This is a genomic window from Candidatus Hydrogenedentota bacterium, assembly GCA_012523015.1.
GTDB lineage: Bacteria > Hydrogenedentota > Hydrogenedentia > Hydrogenedentales > CAITNO01 > JAAYBJ01.
Genome location: JAAYJI010000119.1, coordinates 1 through 15417 on the forward strand (window position 1 = coordinate 1; position 15417 = coordinate 15417).

13 protein-coding genes are annotated in these 15417 nt (G+C 50.1%); all 13 read left to right on the top strand.

Annotation, left to right across the window (positions count from 1 at the left end):
* The coding region (aroF, locus tag GX117_05150; protein ID NLO32730.1) for a 3-deoxy-7-phosphoheptulonate synthase at positions 1–577 on the top strand (577 nt) is incomplete at its 5' end.
* Between the two features lie 59 nt (positions 578–636).
* Complete coding sequence (gene scpB / locus GX117_05155) at positions 637–1206, top strand: SMC-Scp complex subunit ScpB (GenBank protein NLO32731.1); 570 nt, start codon at positions 637–639, stop codon at positions 1204–1206.
* A 2-nt stretch (positions 1207–1208) separates the two neighbouring features.
* Positions 1209–1943, top strand: coding sequence for an rRNA pseudouridine synthase (locus GX117_05160; GenBank protein ID NLO32732.1), 735 nt, complete (start codon positions 1209–1211; stop codon positions 1941–1943).
* 45 nt (positions 1944–1988) lie between these two features.
* Positions 1989–2444, top strand: a complete 456-nt coding sequence (locus GX117_05165) for a DUF1569 domain-containing protein (GenBank protein NLO32733.1) — start codon at positions 1989–1991, stop codon at positions 2442–2444.
* Positions 2445–2593: 149 nt separating this feature from the next.
* Positions 2594–4582, top strand: a complete 1989-nt coding sequence (locus GX117_05170; GenBank protein ID NLO32734.1) for a hypothetical protein — start codon at positions 2594–2596, stop codon at positions 4580–4582.
* A 44-nt stretch (positions 4583–4626) separates the two neighbouring features.
* Positions 4627–6903 (top strand): hypothetical protein, encoded by a 2277-nt coding sequence (locus GX117_05175; GenBank protein NLO32735.1) that lies wholly within the window; start codon positions 4627–4629, stop codon positions 6901–6903.
* A 193-nt stretch (positions 6904–7096) separates the two neighbouring features.
* Positions 7097–7975 carry an SDR family oxidoreductase gene (locus GX117_05180; protein NLO32736.1) on the top strand — a complete coding sequence of 293 codons (879 nt, stop codon included), beginning with the start codon at positions 7097–7099 and terminating at the stop codon, positions 7973–7975.
* 87 nt (positions 7976–8062) lie between these two features.
* Complete coding sequence (locus tag GX117_05185; protein ID NLO32737.1) at positions 8063–8962, top strand: HAD family hydrolase; 900 nt, start codon at positions 8063–8065, stop codon at positions 8960–8962.
* 150 nt (positions 8963–9112) lie between these two features.
* The gene (locus tag GX117_05190; protein ID NLO32738.1) at positions 9113–9865 is read left to right on the top strand and encodes a FadR family transcriptional regulator; all 753 of its coding nucleotides are present in this window, start codon (positions 9113–9115) and stop codon (positions 9863–9865) included.
* Positions 9866–9882: 17 nt separating this feature from the next.
* A complete protein-coding gene (locus GX117_05195) occupies positions 9883–11271 on the top strand; it encodes a mandelate racemase/muconate lactonizing enzyme family protein (protein ID NLO32739.1) in 1389 nt (462 codons plus the stop codon).
* A gap of 161 nt (positions 11272–11432) precedes the next feature.
* The gene (locus GX117_05200) at positions 11433–12197 is read left to right on the top strand and encodes a hypothetical protein (GenBank protein ID NLO32740.1); all 765 of its coding nucleotides are present in this window, start codon (positions 11433–11435) and stop codon (positions 12195–12197) included.
* A 286-nt stretch (positions 12198–12483) separates the two neighbouring features.
* Positions 12484–14274: an aspartate--tRNA ligase gene (aspS, locus tag GX117_05205; GenBank protein ID NLO32741.1), complete on the top strand. Its 1791-nt coding sequence runs from the start codon at positions 12484–12486 to the stop codon at positions 14272–14274.
* 60 nt (positions 14275–14334) lie between these two features.
* The gene (locus GX117_05210; GenBank protein NLO32742.1) at positions 14335–15369 is read left to right on the top strand and encodes a methyltransferase; all 1035 of its coding nucleotides are present in this window, start codon (positions 14335–14337) and stop codon (positions 15367–15369) included.
* The last annotated feature ends 48 nt before the right edge of the window (positions 15370–15417 follow it).

Sequence of the window (15417 nt, forward strand, 5' to 3'; positions counted from 1 at the left end):
CCGTATCCTGCGCAAAGCGGGGAAAAACTATGAGATGCCCATTGTCACCGAAGCGACGACACCGGAACAGGTACCGATCGTGGCGCAATATGCGCATATGATTCAAATCGGCGCGCGCAACATGCAAAATTACGGGCTCCTCCGTGCGGCAGGCAAGACACAAAAGCCCGTCCTTTTAAAACGGGGCATGATGTCCACTATCAATGAATTTCTCATGTCTGCCGAATATATCCTTTCCGAGGGCAACCCCAACGTTATTCTGTGTGAACGGGGCATTCGCACCTTTGAAACCGAGACGCGCAACACCTTGGACATCCAAGCGGTGCCTGTCATAAAACTTCACAGCCATCTTCCGGTGATTGTTGATCCAAGCCATGCAGCGGGACGCTGGGATATTGTAATTCCCATGGCGTGTGCCGCCGTGGCTGCCGGTGCTGACGGTATTATGGTCGAGGTACATGATCACCCTGAACAGGCGCTCTCCGACGGACAACAGTCGCTGCGCCCGTCAAAATTTGCCCAGCTTATGGAAGCGATTCGACCGCTCCTTGGCGTGATGGGTAAAGTTGTCAGTTGACGACGGTACCGCACATGGAGAATGCAAATAACACAGCTGAGTCCCACAGGAGTGACGAAGTGTTTGATACGGATGAATTCCAAGAGCCCATGGAAAGCCTGAGTCGTTCCGAGTCACGGCGCGTAACCTATGCCCTGCTCTTTGTCAGCGATCGGCCCGTCAGTGCAGCCCGGTTGGCCGAGGCGGTGGGCGATATGGATACGGATGTGATGACGCTGCTTTTGGAAGAGTTGAAGGCAGAACTGAACGCGCGCGAAGAATTGCCCTATGAATTGCAGGAAATCGCCGGCGGGTATCAACTGTCAACCAAAGCCCTTTTCGCGCCCTATATCCGAAAGTTTTTGCAAGTGAAGAAAAGCGGCCGCTTGAGCAAAGCGCTGTTGGAGACTCTTGCAGTCATCGACTACAAACAACCGGTGACCCGTGCGGAAGTAGAGGCAATTCGCGGCGTCAGCGTATCCTATGCCTTCGATCAATTGCAGGAAAAGCGGCTGATTAAAATCAGCGGTATCGCAGAATTGCCGGGGCGTCCGAAACTCTACCGTACCACCGAAGAATTTTTGCTCACCTTCGGGTTGAAAAGTGTCAATGAGCTTCCCGCTCTCGATGAGCTGCGCAGCTTGGATTGATGATGACGAAAATTAGACTACAAAAACATCTCGCTGAATGCGGGATTGCATCACGACGAAAATGCGAATTGCTGATTGAAGCGGGAAAAGTGCGTGTCAATGATACCGTCGCATTGGTGGGGCAACAGATCACGCCGGGAGTCGATCGGGTAGAAGTCAACGGCAAAGCCGTTGTTTACGACGAAAAAATATATTTGATATTGAATAAGCCCGCCCACGTGATCACGACTGCGAAAGATACACACGGTCGAAAAACGGTCATGCAGTTTCTGCTAGGTATTGATACCCGTGTCTTTCCTGTGGGACGGTTGGACGCTGATGTGGAAGGCGCCTTATTATTCACCAACGATGGTGATCTCGCTTTCCGATTATTGCATCCAAGCTTTAAGATCAACAAAGTCTATATGGCTTGGGTCAGAGGACATGTGAAGGCGGAAACCCTCCAACACTTTAAACAAGGTATCCGTCTTGAAGAAGGGATGACTGCCCCTGCCGAAGCGGATGTACTCAAAAAAGGAACGAACAGCACACTGCTGCGCCTTGTACTCTATGAGGGTAAAAAGAGGGAAGTGAAACGCATGTGTGCCGCCGTAGGGCATCCCATTAAGAAACTGCATCGTGTTTCTTTTGCCGATATCCAATTGAAAGGCTTGCGCCCCGGTGAATGGCGCAGACTCAGCACAACAGAAGTGCAGCAATTATTTCAAAGTGTAGGGCTGCAAAGCAGTGACGCCTAGCATCCGACCGCGACAGGACAGCCTGCAATACAAGGAGGTCGTCTCATGCAGCATTTTGATAGAGACTATGCCGAAAAGCTGAGGCAACGGCTGAAAGCGATCCAGAGCGATCAACGCCCGCAATGGGGCGACTTACAGCCGGCAGCCCTTATCGGTCATCTTACGTGGATGCTGAAACATGCCATGGGCAAATCGACCAAAGTACCGGATTACAGCACGTGGTTTACACGTTCCTTGATGAAACCACTGCTCTTAAAGGGCATCATCCCAATTCCTAAAAACCAAGCCTTGCCGGCAAGCCTCGAAAAACAAGGGATACGTACGATTGAGCCCGGCGATTTGGAAAGTTTTCAAGCATTAATGGAAGAATATCTCCGACGAATTCAGGATGATGAATTAACGCCTGCGCCTCACCCTTATTTAGGGGAAATGACCATTGACGAGTGGGACCGTTTTCACATACTTCATTTTGAACATCATCTGCGTCAATTCAAGGTCTGAACGCGTAGCAGTAATAAGGGATAACGCGACAGTGCCGCGCCCGCCCGTCTTTTTTGCATTGTGAACGGATGTCGTCGTACAGTATAGGCAGGATCAACAACTATATAAAAGATGAAGGAGCCCGTCTCGGCTTCGGGAGAGCAACACACATGAATTTGTCAAATTTCTATTTCCTAAATGTGACGTTACGGTATTACCTGCCTACTGCCGCCATCGCCTTGCTCATACTGTATTATCTGCTTCGGCGTGAGTCGGTGCAGCAGTTCTTGGGAAGCTGCAGACAGCGTGCCGCTTATTGGATACTCACGGGTATACTGGCGGTAGTCGGTTTATTTTCCGTTTTTAACTATGTCGCCACCGACTACTACCGATTTGACAGTTATCTGAACGCCTACGAGTTTTATCATTATTATATTGGAACCAAATATGCACGGGAGGTAGGCTATACGGAGATGTACGCAGCCTCCTTGGTTGCCGACTCTGAAACAGGAATGAAGTGGAAGGACAAGACAGGAACCCTGCGCGATCTCAGCACCGGTCAACGGGTCAATCATAAACAGATCTTGGACAATGCCGCCTTCTACAAAGATAAATTCAGCCCGGAGCGGTGGGAAGAATTTAAAAAGGATATTGTGTGGTTTAAAGACAGGCTCGTGCAGCATCGATGGAATGGAATTCTCCGCGACAAAGGTTACAACGGCACCCCCGTATGGACCATGTTGGTTGGCTCCTTCCTGAGCAATCGCATTTCCACCGATTCGGAATGGGGCATGCTGTTTTTATCGCTTCTCGATCCGCTGCTCATCCTGATCACCTTCCTCATCGTGCTGTGGGCATTTGGCCCGCGTACTGCCCTGCTGATGATAGTGTTGCTGGGTACCAATTACATGATGAAATGGTGGCATATGAAGGGCGCCTATCTTCGCACCGACTGGGCCATGTGCTTGGTCATGTCCGCCGCACTGATACGGAAGAACAAGCTGACGGCGGCCGGTATCCTGACCGGCTATGCGGCATTGGCACGCATTTTCCCCGCCGTTCTGGTAATCGGTATCTTGGCAAAACTCTTTTGGAATCTTATGGAGCTCTTTTTGAAGCTGTCGAAAAAGCTTTACAAACGCTTAGGCTTCCCGCAACAGCCCCTTGAAGTGCGCCTTCTCGGCGCCGTGACTCTGGTTTTTATGCTTGTGCTGCTAGGCTGGAGAAGCCTCTGTTTCTTCAAGGGCGTGGCGCTGCCTTGGCTCGGTTCGGAAAATCCCGGCGTGGGCAATTTCTTCTCCTTCCTGTTCTCCAACGAAGCCGGCTATTCACCTGTGCTGCAAGTTGGCGTATTTACGATTTGGCTGCTCTTCGGAGTAGTACTCGCAGTTATCGCGCTGTGGGGTTTCTGGAAGAATCTGTTGAAAAGAAAATATGTCTATTTTTTGATTGCCTTCGCACTCACCTGCGGCGTCTTGTTGGGCGCTTCCCAAGTCTTCTGGAAAGGGACCGACTATTGGCAGCAATATACGACGAAGATCGCAAAACATAATACGGATATCAGCACGTGGCGGGTGGGCTACAAGTACATCTTCATGGCAGATTTCGGCGATGACTTCAGTTATATTAACAAAGCCTTTGTCGATTGGCAGCCCAAGGTACGCTCACAATGGTATCAAGAAAAACAAAGCCAATGGTGGGAAACACAGATATTGATTCTTCTTTTGACCGTCCTCGCCTGCATAGGATTAAAAGATTATCGCGCCTATATATTGGGATTTGTGCCTTTGTTCTTCCTCGTCTCACCCACTTATTATTATTACATTATGCTGCTGCTGCCCTTGCTCTTTTTTGCGCCGCGCATCGAACAAGGCCGTTACGGACTGGGCTTGGCACTCATGTATCTTACCGGTATGTCCGGCTACTGGTTTTATGACTTGTGGAAACAAAATTACGGAACCTATTATTGGCTTTCCTTTCAGGTGCTGATCATGGTGCTCTATATGCTTGCACTCGCCTACATCGAAAACATCCGGTCTTTCATGGAAATGCAGAAGACTGGGGAAACACCCAAGAAAGATGAAGACGGGGCTCCTCAAGACGACGAAAGCCAAGCGCCGCTGCCCGAAGCTGCATGCCCACAAACGGAAGCGCTGTGATGCATGCACTCCCCCTTTAAACCGGCTGTCGGAGTACCATCTGATTGACTATGGATGACCACCAGGATAACGATCTTTTTCAAGCTTCCCATGATGAAGAGGGAATATTTGATATCCAATTAACCTTGCCCTTCCCCGGGAGTGCAAGGCTTTTCCCTATCCGCCAAATCGTCAAACGTGACGGACGCCTTCAGCCCTTTGACCGTGAGAAAATCGTGCGGGCGATCCTTCGCGCTGTGCCGGAAGGCTGCATCATGGGCAATGACATTGCAGAAAGTATCTCTTCCGCTGTCGACATTTTTTTGTCCAAACAGATCAATGATAACGCCGCCACTGCGGATCAGGTCAGCGATGCCGTAGAACGGGTTCTCATTCATATGTCGCAAGCAGAAGTCGCGCTGTCTTATGCCCGATACCGCGACCGACGCGCACGCATCCGGCGGCTGCGCAAAGGCGACATGAGCGCTCTCCTCAGTGAGATTGAAGAAGCCCGTTTTGACGAAAATTCCGCCCTTGCCAAGGACAGCCCTCTTCATGTTCAAACAAGCCAAGACAGAATTGTTAAGTGGGATCGTAACCGGATCGTCGCCGCTTTACAACTGGAAACGGATATGGATGCGGGCCTCGCCAATATTATCGCCCTCGAAGTGGAACAGCAAATCCACGCGGCGGGCATCAGCATATTAACCGCTTCGCTTATCCGAGAATTGGTCGGGGTCAAGCTGCTCGAACATGGACTCTCCGAAGAAAATGACTTGCGGCGGCGTTTGGGCGTGCCCCTCTATGACGCATCGCAGATTATTCGCGGCTGTACCCCGGAAACCATGAATGCGACGCCCCGCGAGACAGATCTGATTCTCGCACGGGCCGTGAAAAAAGAATATGCCTTTGCTGAAATCTTTTCCGCTCCCGTTACACAAGCCCATCTCTTAGGTCAAATTCACTTGAACCACGTTGCAGAGATAGACAGGCTTCACAGCAGCGAACTTATTTATTCTGAATATTTAAAATCAGATGCGATGGAAAAGCCTGACGGAACAGCGGCAGATACCACCGAATTTGTCGGGCGGCTCATGCGCTATTACGAATATATTCAAGAATATTTTCAGGGCGCCCTCACCTTGCCCAACTTTAATTTTATGGCGGCGCCCTTCCTCTATGAGGCTGAGGAGGAGACATTACATTCTTTTTGCAAACACTTTATCCGTGAGTGTGCCCATCGCGCCTCCTTCGGTATGCCTTTACAGATTTCACTGCGATGGAACAGCCCCGCATCCGCGCAGGATTCCCTGTCCGCTTTTGAGCATACACCTGACCGCAAGACCCTAGAGACCACCGCACGACGTATTTTCTCCGTCTTGCTCGACAGTCTCCATGCCGGCGATGAGCACGGGAACCCCTATCCCGCTCCTATCATAGACATTCATTTGGACAAAAAACTCTTTCAAACCTTTGAAGGCAATGCGCCTTTGAACCAAGCCGTACGAACGGCTTTGTCCCGCCCTCAAGTCCGTTTTGTATTGTCTGAAGATGACAAGGAAGCCGTGCCGCCCACATCAGCCTATCCCTTCCATGCCCAACACATCATATGGCATCGGGTAAGTTTGAATCTGCCTCAAGCCGCCGCCGCCTACGATAACGAGGCAGACTTCCGAAAAGAATTGGAACGGCTGTGTAGACTCATCGTACAGGCACAGGTTGAAAAGGGTCGCTTCCTAGAATCGATGCTCGATAAAGAAAGCGCGGCACCCCTTTCCGTTTTGGCGCGCTCCTTGATCCACCCCGATGATCTTTCCATTGATAAAGGGCTGTTCCTCGTGGACGTAGACGGACTTTATGAATGCGCCGAAATTGTTCACGGAACGGAGTCGGAGCATTTCAATCAACGCATTGCGTTTATGGGCGAGATTCTCAGCTTCCTCGGTTTAACGCTGCACCACTATGCAGAATCAGCGGGGATCCTGTGCCGCCTTTCCGCTAATACAAATCCCGGCATAAGCCAACGCTTTGCACATATAGATGCCGGTTTCTATCCCCTTTTGCTTGACAGCGTCATTAAGATCAATCAGGATCAGACGCTTTCCTATACGCCCGGCATAGGGCTGCCTCCAAAGCTTGCCCTAAATCCGGTTGAAATCGCACGGATCGCCGGACAGCTGTGTTTGCACTTAGATGAGCCGGCGATCACGAGGCTAAGCCTTCCCGAGCAGACCTCCGAACAAACCCTGGGCAGTCTGTTAAAGAAAATATTTTTGCAGACCCATTGTAAAGCGATCGGGCTGCAAGGAAAGACAGACAGCCCTGTCGCATATGCAGACTGATGGCTCTTGTGCGTTTAACAATGCCGTTATGATATAGTAAGCAAAGACGAGCCGCCGGCACGTGGGGGAAGGATGCCGCAAAAAGCTTGTCATCGCTTGTTCCCGGACATGCAACAGCTACCTATCTTTCGTTATATTAAAGATAACGCATATAAAAAAGATTTAAAGTTACTTATTAAAGACTATTAATTAAATCAACAAAGTTTTTTACTATCTTTCGCACGGAAAGGAGAAAAGCTCTGTGGAATTTTCAAAATTGTTCACACTGAAAGACAAAATTGCGGTTGTAACCGGAGGTGGAGGGGTACTTGGCGGAGCCATCGCCTCAGGACTTGCCAAAGCAGGTGCTACAGTTGCGGTGGCTGATCTGCTGCCGGAGATGGCAGAGCAACGAGCCAAGCAGATTGTTGCGGAAGGCGGCAAAGCAAAGGCCTACGGCATGGACGTCTTTGATTCGGCGTCCATCAAAAAATGTTGCCAACAAATTCTCAATGATTTTGGCGCCGTCCATATTCTGGTCAACGGCGTAGGCGGTAACATGAAGGGCGCCACAACAGCGCCCGAACAGTCTTTCTTTGACTTGCCGATGGAGGCGATGAATAAGGTAGTGGAACTGAATCTCATCGGCGGCGTTGTTGCGGCGAGCCAGGTTTTTGTAAAACCCATGCTTGCCAATCCCGACGGCGGCGTGATCATCAACATCTCATCCATGAACGCTTTTCGTCCCCTTACGCGCATCCCCGGCTACAGCGCGGCGAAAGCGGCAGTCAGTAATTTTACCCAATGGCTGGCAGTGCATCTTGCCCAAGAATACAAACCCTTAATTCGTGTCAATGCCATTGCTCCCGGCTTTTTTTTGACCGAACAAAATCGTTATTTGATGACGGAACGGGAAACGGGCCATTTGACCGCGCGCGGCAATACGATCCTCTCCCACACGCCCATGGGCCGCTTTGGAGACCCCGATGATTTGATCGGCGCCGTCCTTTGGCTTGCCGGCGATGCCTCTCGTTTTGTGACCGGTGTCATCCTTCCTGTCGACGGTGGCTTTTCTGCCTTTTCCGGCGTTTAACGTGATTACTGCCGACTTATCTTTCCTGAAAAACTATATCTTTAATCACTTTATTTACAAAACTTTTATTCGTGGAGAAATTAATGTATGATAGATGCTGTTGAAAAATTAAAAGCCCATCGTCCGAAATACGATTTTTTTATTGCCATTGATAGCGATGGTTGCGCATTCGACACGATGGAGATAAAACAAAAAGAATGTTTTATCCCTAATATCATAAAATACTGGTCTTTACAGCCCATTTCTAAATATGTGCGCACTGCCGCTGAATTTGTAAATCTCTATTCGAAATGGCGCGGCTATAATCGCTTTCCCGCTCTGATCAAAACCTTTGATCTTTTGGCGGACTGGGACGCTGTGAAAGCGCGGAACTTTGAGATGCCGAAAACAGACACCTTACGCAAATGGATTGAAGAAGAATCGAAGCTTGGAAATCCCGCTCTGCAAGCTTGGTGCGATACCCACACGCAAGAAAAAGCGCCGGACATGCATTTAACGCTGGCGTGGAGTCTGGCTGTGAATGAAACGGTTACCGACATCGTTCAGGGCGGCCTGCCTCCTTTCCCCTTTGTCCGCGAATGCCTCGAGTCGGCCCGTGCCAACGCTGACGTCATGGTATGCTCCCAGACGCCTGCTGAAGCATTGATTCGTGAGTGGGAAGAGCAGGATCTCAATCAGTATGTTTTTTGTATCAATGGTCAGGAAATGGGCACAAAAACCGAACATATCCAATTCGCAACGGAAGGCCGCTACGACGCGGACAAGGTGTTGATGATTGGCGACGCCTTTGGCGATCTGAAAGCGGCACGTGCAAACAATGCCCTATTTTTCCCGATCAATCCGGGTCATGAAGAAGAATCATGGCAGCGACTGTATGAAGAAGGACTGGATCATTTCTTTGCCGGCAGCTTCAAGGGTAGTTATGAAGACACTTTGTTGGCGGAATTCAAAAACTATTTGCCTGAAACGCCGCCTTGGCAATCCTAATATATCGTATGCGGCGCAATAACCCTAGCCTAAACTACCTCAAGATAAAAGAGAGCGTTTTGAAACCGGGAACTCCTCACCGAATCCTGTTCCCAACCATAGCGTAAGCTTTCAATGTATAACCTTAACAGAAGGACATTTGGATTAAACATGGATAATACCTATCCCAAAGGCAGTCGACTCAACAAAACTCTTTCCTGCAATGTGGCAGAGATCCTGACCCGGCGTATCGTATCCGGCGAATATCCGGTAGGCACCAAACTTCCCACAGAACGCCTGTTATCAGAAGAATTTAAGGTAAACCGCCACGCTGTCCGTGAAGCATTGAAACGTCTGGAAGCGATCAGTCTTGTAAAAATCAGACACGGTTCCGGAATTTATGTTCAGCCGCTGCACTTGACCGCCGGAATCGAGATCTTTGATGCCATGCTGTTTCGCTCCGATGACTCTGTCGACCCTGCCTTCCTGAGCAACATGCTTGATTTCAGACGGCACGTCATGGTTCGCATGACCCGCCACGCCACCGAAAGACGCAAACCCCGAGAACTGGGAAAAATTTGCCGTGTCATTGACGATATCATTTTCAACCGCACGAAAGGCTATTTGGAAGATGAAGCGGCCTTAGGATACGCCCTCTTTGAAAATATGGCGCAAGCCACACAAAACCGTATTTACGCCCTCATCTTTGTTACCTTGAGTCAGGCGTACAAAAACATTCGCGAAACCTTGTCCAAGGATCTGCCTGATGACCGCCTCGCCCTCGATGAGCTCAAACGCTTGCGTAAAGCCTTTGAAGAATCCGACGTTGCCGTATCGACAGAGATTGTCTCAAACTGGCTGAAGATTATGGAAGAAGCACTGGCGCCCTATTGCGTCGTTCCTGAAAATTCTTCAGAATACTAGACTGAATAGGACTAGGCATGGGCAACCCCCACGATGTGCGCCCTGTAAAAGCTGCACTGTATTTTTTACCCGTCAAAACACGCATGCCGCTGAAGTTTGGCCCTGAAACCCTGACCGAAGTGGTGTGTGCACGGGTCTGCTTTTCTGTCGAAACGAAGGCAGGTCAATCTGCTGAGGGCTGGGGAGAAACGCCCTTAAGTGTGCAATGGGTGTGGCCCTCCGCCTTAAGCTACAGCGAACGTTATCAAGCGATTCATGATTTTTGTCTGCGCCTTGTTAAAGCGTGGTCTGATTTCCCCGTCTCCGGGCATCCCATGGAAATCGGTCATGCCTTCGTCGGCGAGCAGCTGCCGAAACTGCTCCAAGAATTTAATGTGGGACGGCGCGGCAAAGAAATGCCTTGGCTCGCAGCGCTCGTCTGCTGTTCTGCCTTTGACATTGCGCTCCATGACGCCTACGGCATGCTGCACAAGATTCCCGTCTATGAAAGCTACAGCGAAGCGTGGATGAATGCTGATCTCAGCGCTTATTTAGAAGCCGACCCCGATTGTTCCACTTCTTTTAAAGGGCTGTATCCCTCAGATTTTTTTGTGAAGCCTCGGGAGAACCCGCTGCCGGCGTGGCATCTCGTGGGCGGACTGGACCCCTTGGAAGACGCCGATTGTGACGGTTCTGAACCGCAGGACGGCTATCCCGTTACCTTAATACAATGGATCGAAAAAGACGGACTCTTCTGTCTAAAGATCAAATTACGGGGAACCGACGCGCCTTGGGATTATGAACGCCTCGTTCGAGTAGGCCGCCTCGCCCTGCAAAAAGACGTCACTTTGCTTTCTGCCGACTTCAACTGCACTGTCACCGATCCTGCCTATGTCAATGATATTTTGGATCGATTGAAAGAGGAAGAACCGGAAATTTTTAAACGTATACGCTACGTTGAACAACCCTTCCCCTACGATATTGACGCCTACCCCATCGACGTTCATTCTGTCGCCGCCCGTAAACCTTTGTTCATGGATGAAAGCGCCCATGACTGGCATGTGGTACGGCGGGGCAGAGAATTGGGCTGGACAGGCGTGGCGTTGAAAACCTGTAAAACCCAGACGGGCGCGCTCTTAAGTTTGTGCTGGGCAAAAGCCCATGGGATGGAGCTGATGATACAAGACCTTACCAATCCCATGTTGGCGCAAATCCCCCACGTCCTGTTGGCCGCCCATGCAGGCAGTATCATGGGTGTAGAAACCAATGCCATGCAATTTTATCCGGAAGCGAGCCTGCCCGAAGCGGTGGTTCATCCCGGAATCTACACGCGCCGTCGGGGCCATCTTGACTTGAGTTCAATCAGGGGACCTGGCTTTGGTTATGACCTCGAAAAGATCAAGCGGTCCCTTGTCGCATCAGAATAAATATTAGTATACAATAGTATTTTCCTCTTTTTTGAGCAACCTCTCAGATGCTCTCTTCGGTGAAACGGGAACAAAGACGTTTCGAAGTTTGTTGGATTAAGATGTAGGATCAAACAGAGGTAATTAGTAAGCCCTTGGATTCATAGCCTAACAGGAGAATTGTGGTGACAGCAAAAACCGACGAGACATCGGGACTCGAAGATGCGAGCGAAATTTATTTCGAGACCGTAAAAACACTCAAGCGAAAATTAAAAGCCTGTAAAGCCTGCGCCGCTACAGATGACATTACCTACTTATGGATTTGTGTGAGTGCGGGAGGACTCAAGCGAGGATTTTGCGGCGAAAATGCAAATGATTCACCCGTCCCCATGCACCAATGGCTCAATGTGATTGATGAAGCGGCATCGCTCGGTGCCAATTGGCTCATCCTCACCCTCAATGATCCCCTCGAAGAATGTGAAGATATATGGGCGATCAGTAAGTGGGCGCAGCAGATACACAACATGACAGTAGGTCTCCATTTAAAAAACAGCGCCACCCTTACGAAACCGGAAGTCAAACTTATTCGCCAGCTCGAGTTGAGCAAAACGAAGGTGCTGCTTCGCTGCGAACCCGACAAATTGCCCGGCATCAGCGAACAAGAAGGTATCACGGTATGGGCGGCGAATCCCCAGCCTGATGGTGAGCGCCCCAAATGCAGAGGCTTAAAACGGATGATTTTCGTGAATGATAAGGGGGTCCTCTATACCTGTGGTCTTGTAGACGGTGATGACAGTTACCGTATCGGCCATGTGGAAGACGGGCATTTGATGCAAACCTTGAATGCGCCCAATGCACCCCGGCTTATTGATGCCAATATTCGCTTGATTACACCTGAATGCGACGGATGCCCCGCGCTCTTGGCGGGTTTCTTTCAAGGCATCTAAAAAACGCCGCTAGCCAATGCATCATCAATGACGGTTTGTAGTCCAATCTCCCCTCCTTGTGCTGAGCAGGCCGCAGGCATCGCTCTGACACAGCGTATGCAGCATAAGCTTTCTCCGGCCATAGGGGCAGCTTTTCAGTCGTTTGCATTTTTGAAGGCTGAATTGATACCATAATCCCAGCACTTTCCCCTTATTTCCCAAGATGATGGGAGTATATTGTTAACTATCCCTGACTTCTGAGGCACTCGGTGGACGCACCGAGCACGCCCCCAATTCCGGAGGACTCATGCACCCCTATCGTACCCATACTTGTGGCGCTTTATCTAAATCTGATGCCGGCAAAACCGTGAAGATGTCGGGCTGGGTTCATCGTAAGCGTGATCATGGCGGCGTTATTTTTATCGACCTCCGCGACCATTACGGTATTACCCAGATTGTCTTTAACCCGGACAACCCTTTTTTTGCGCACGTGGAAAATCTTCGCAACGAAAGTGTTATTACGCTCACAGGCGAGGTCGTTCCTCGCACCGAAGACACCGTCAATCCTGCCATGGCAACAGGTGACATAGAAGTGGTCGCCAATGAATTTTGGCTCGAATCGGCTGTTGAACAAACGCTGCCCTTTACGGTTAATCAAGAATTGGAGTGTCCCGAAGAAACCCGGCTCACTTACCGTTTTCTTGATCTGCGCCGGGAACGGATGCATCAAAATATCTTGCTTCGTTCCAAAGCCACCGCACTCATCCGACAGCATCTGTGCGAACGGGGCTTTGTCGAATATCATACGCCCATCCTGACCAGCTCCTCTCCGGAAGGGGCGCGCGATTATCTGGTTCCGAGCCGACTGTATCCCGGTCAATTCTATGCCCTGCCCCAGGCGCCCCAGCAATTTAAACAACTGCTGATGGTCTCCGGCTTCGACAAATATTTTCAAATTGCGCCTTGTTTCCGTGATGAAGACAGCCGCGCCGATCGCAGTCCCGGTGAATTTTACCAGGTCGATATGGAGATGTCCTTTATCACGCAGGACGATCTTTTCCTTGAGCTGGAAGCACTCATGGTGCGCGTCTTCAAAGAACTCTCCTCCAAGACCATTGTAGAAGAATGCTTCCCGCGTATTGCCTATCGCGATGCAATGGAATGGTATGGCACAGACAAACCTGATATCCGCTACGAAATGAAAATGAACGACTGTACCGATATCTTTGCCGATTGCCAATTAAAAGTATTCAGCGCCCAAACCCAATCGGGTGGCGTGGTGAAAGTACTGAACGCCAAAGGCGCCGCTGATCAGCCCCGCAAATTCTTTGATGATATGGAACGCTATGCGAAATCAGAAGGCGCCAAGGGACTGGCGTGGGTCGCGTTGCGCGACGGTGAGATGAAAGGCCCCATCGTCAAGTTCATGAGCGATGCCGAAAAAGAAGCCCTTTGCGAACGGGTCGGCGCTGTGGAAGGGGATGCCCTCTTCTTTGGCGCAGGTTCGCGCACCGAAACAAATGAATTGTTGGGTAAAGTGCGGCAAAGCTTGGCGCGTAAATTGAATTTGATTGACGGACAAAAAGTAGCCTTCTGCTGGATCATCGATTTCCCCATGTTTGAACGCAATCCTGATACGGGACAAATCGAATTCAGTCACAATCCTTTTTCTATGCCTCAAGGCGGTATGGAAGCGCTGCAAAACAAGGATCCTCTGGATATTCTCGCCTTCCAATATGACATCGTGTGCAACGGTATTGAACTGTCCTCGGGCGCTATTCGAAATCATAAACCCGAAATTATGCTTAAAGCCTTTGAGATTGCCGGCTACACGGAAGACGTGGTCAAATCGAAATTCCCTGCACTCTGGAAAGCATTCCAATATGGCGCCCCCCCTCACGGAGGCATTGCACCCGGATTGGATCGGATCATTATGCTCCTTGCCGATGAGCCCAACATTCGTGAGATCATCGCCTTCCCCCTCAATCAGCGTGCCCAAGATCTATTAATGGGTGCGCCGAATGAAGTCGATTCCGTACAACTTGATGAACTGCATATTGACATTGTCATGCCTCCGGAAGAAGAATCATCTTTTTAACGCTCTCCAAGAATGCACGCCTGTTGATTCCGAGGAGGTCTTAGAGAGGATAGCTCCGTCATGAAGCAACGCAGCAAAGAGCTCGTATGGCGCACCTTGAGATTCGAGAATCCCGAACGAATCCCACGTCAATTGTGGTATCTGCCTTGGGCAGAGCTCTATCATCAAGAAGAGCTGAACCGGATTCAGCAATGTTATCCTGACGACATCCTATGGGCACCCAATTATTATGATGATCCCCTGCCAACCCAAGGCGACTCAACCGCTATAGGCCGCTATATCGATGAGTTCGGCTGTGAATTCATCAACATCCAAGAGGGAGTCATCGGCGAAGTTAAAAACCCGCAGATTCTTGATTGGGAGCGGGACGCCCCAAAGATACGTTTTCCCAAAGAATACTTCAGCTTGAATAAGCAAAAGGTCAATGCGTGGTGTGCAGACCGAGATCAGTTTATCTTGACCGGATGTTGTCCCCGTCCTTTTGAACAACTACAGTTTTTGCGCGGTTCTGCCGACTTGTATATGGATCTGTTGCTGCAGCCGCCGGCTATGTTCAGCTTCATGGAAAAACTCCACGCCTTTTATTGTGATCTGTTGAAGATGTGGGTGGAAACAGATGTGGATGGCTTGATGTTCATGGATGATTGGGGCTCCCAACAGTCCTTGCTAATCGCTCCTGACTTATGGCGGGAGCTTTTCAAGCCCATGTACCGAGATTATATTAAGATTGCCCACGATGCCGGGAAAGCGGCCTTCATGCACTCTGACGGCTATACCATAGATATCTTCCCCGATCTGGTGGAATTGGAACTGGACGCTCTCAACGCACAACTCTTTTGTATAGGCGTAGAAAAAGTGGCGCCCTTTGCCGGCAAATTATGTTTTTGGGGAGAAATGGATCGCCAAAATCTTTTGGTCAATGGAACCCCGGAAGAGATGCACCAAGCAGTGAGGCAAGTCTATGATATGCTGTGGCGGCAAGGCGGATGCATTGCACAATGCGAATTCGGGCCCGGCGCGAACCCGGCGAATGTAGAAGCCGTTTTCTCAACATGGGATCTTATTTCCGAAGAGCGCGCCGCACAACAGGAATAGCATTAAGCGGAAGTCGGGCTGCCCCGCGTAGCTTCCCCTCTTCTAAGC

Coding starts and splice junctions, on each gene's coding strand:
- GX117_05160 (NLO32732.1), top strand. CDS start 1,209: ATGACGAAAATTAGACTACAAAAACATCTCGCTGAATGCGGGATTGCA.
- GX117_05165 (NLO32733.1), top strand. CDS start 1,989: ATGCAGCATTTTGATAGAGACTATGCCGAAAAGCTGAGGCAACGGCTG.
- GX117_05170 (NLO32734.1), top strand. CDS start 2,594: ATGAATTTGTCAAATTTCTATTTCCTAAATGTGACGTTACGGTATTAC.
- GX117_05185 (NLO32737.1), top strand. CDS start 8,063: ATGATAGATGCTGTTGAAAAATTAAAAGCCCATCGTCCGAAATACGAT.
- GX117_05190 (NLO32738.1), top strand. CDS start 9,113: ATGGATAATACCTATCCCAAAGGCAGTCGACTCAACAAAACTCTTTCC.
- GX117_05195 (NLO32739.1), top strand. CDS start 9,883: ATGGGCAACCCCCACGATGTGCGCCCTGTAAAAGCTGCACTGTATTTT.
- aspS (NLO32741.1), top strand. CDS start 12,484: ATGCACCCCTATCGTACCCATACTTGTGGCGCTTTATCTAAATCTGAT.
- GX117_05210 (NLO32742.1), top strand. CDS start 14,335: ATGAAGCAACGCAGCAAAGAGCTCGTATGGCGCACCTTGAGATTCGAG.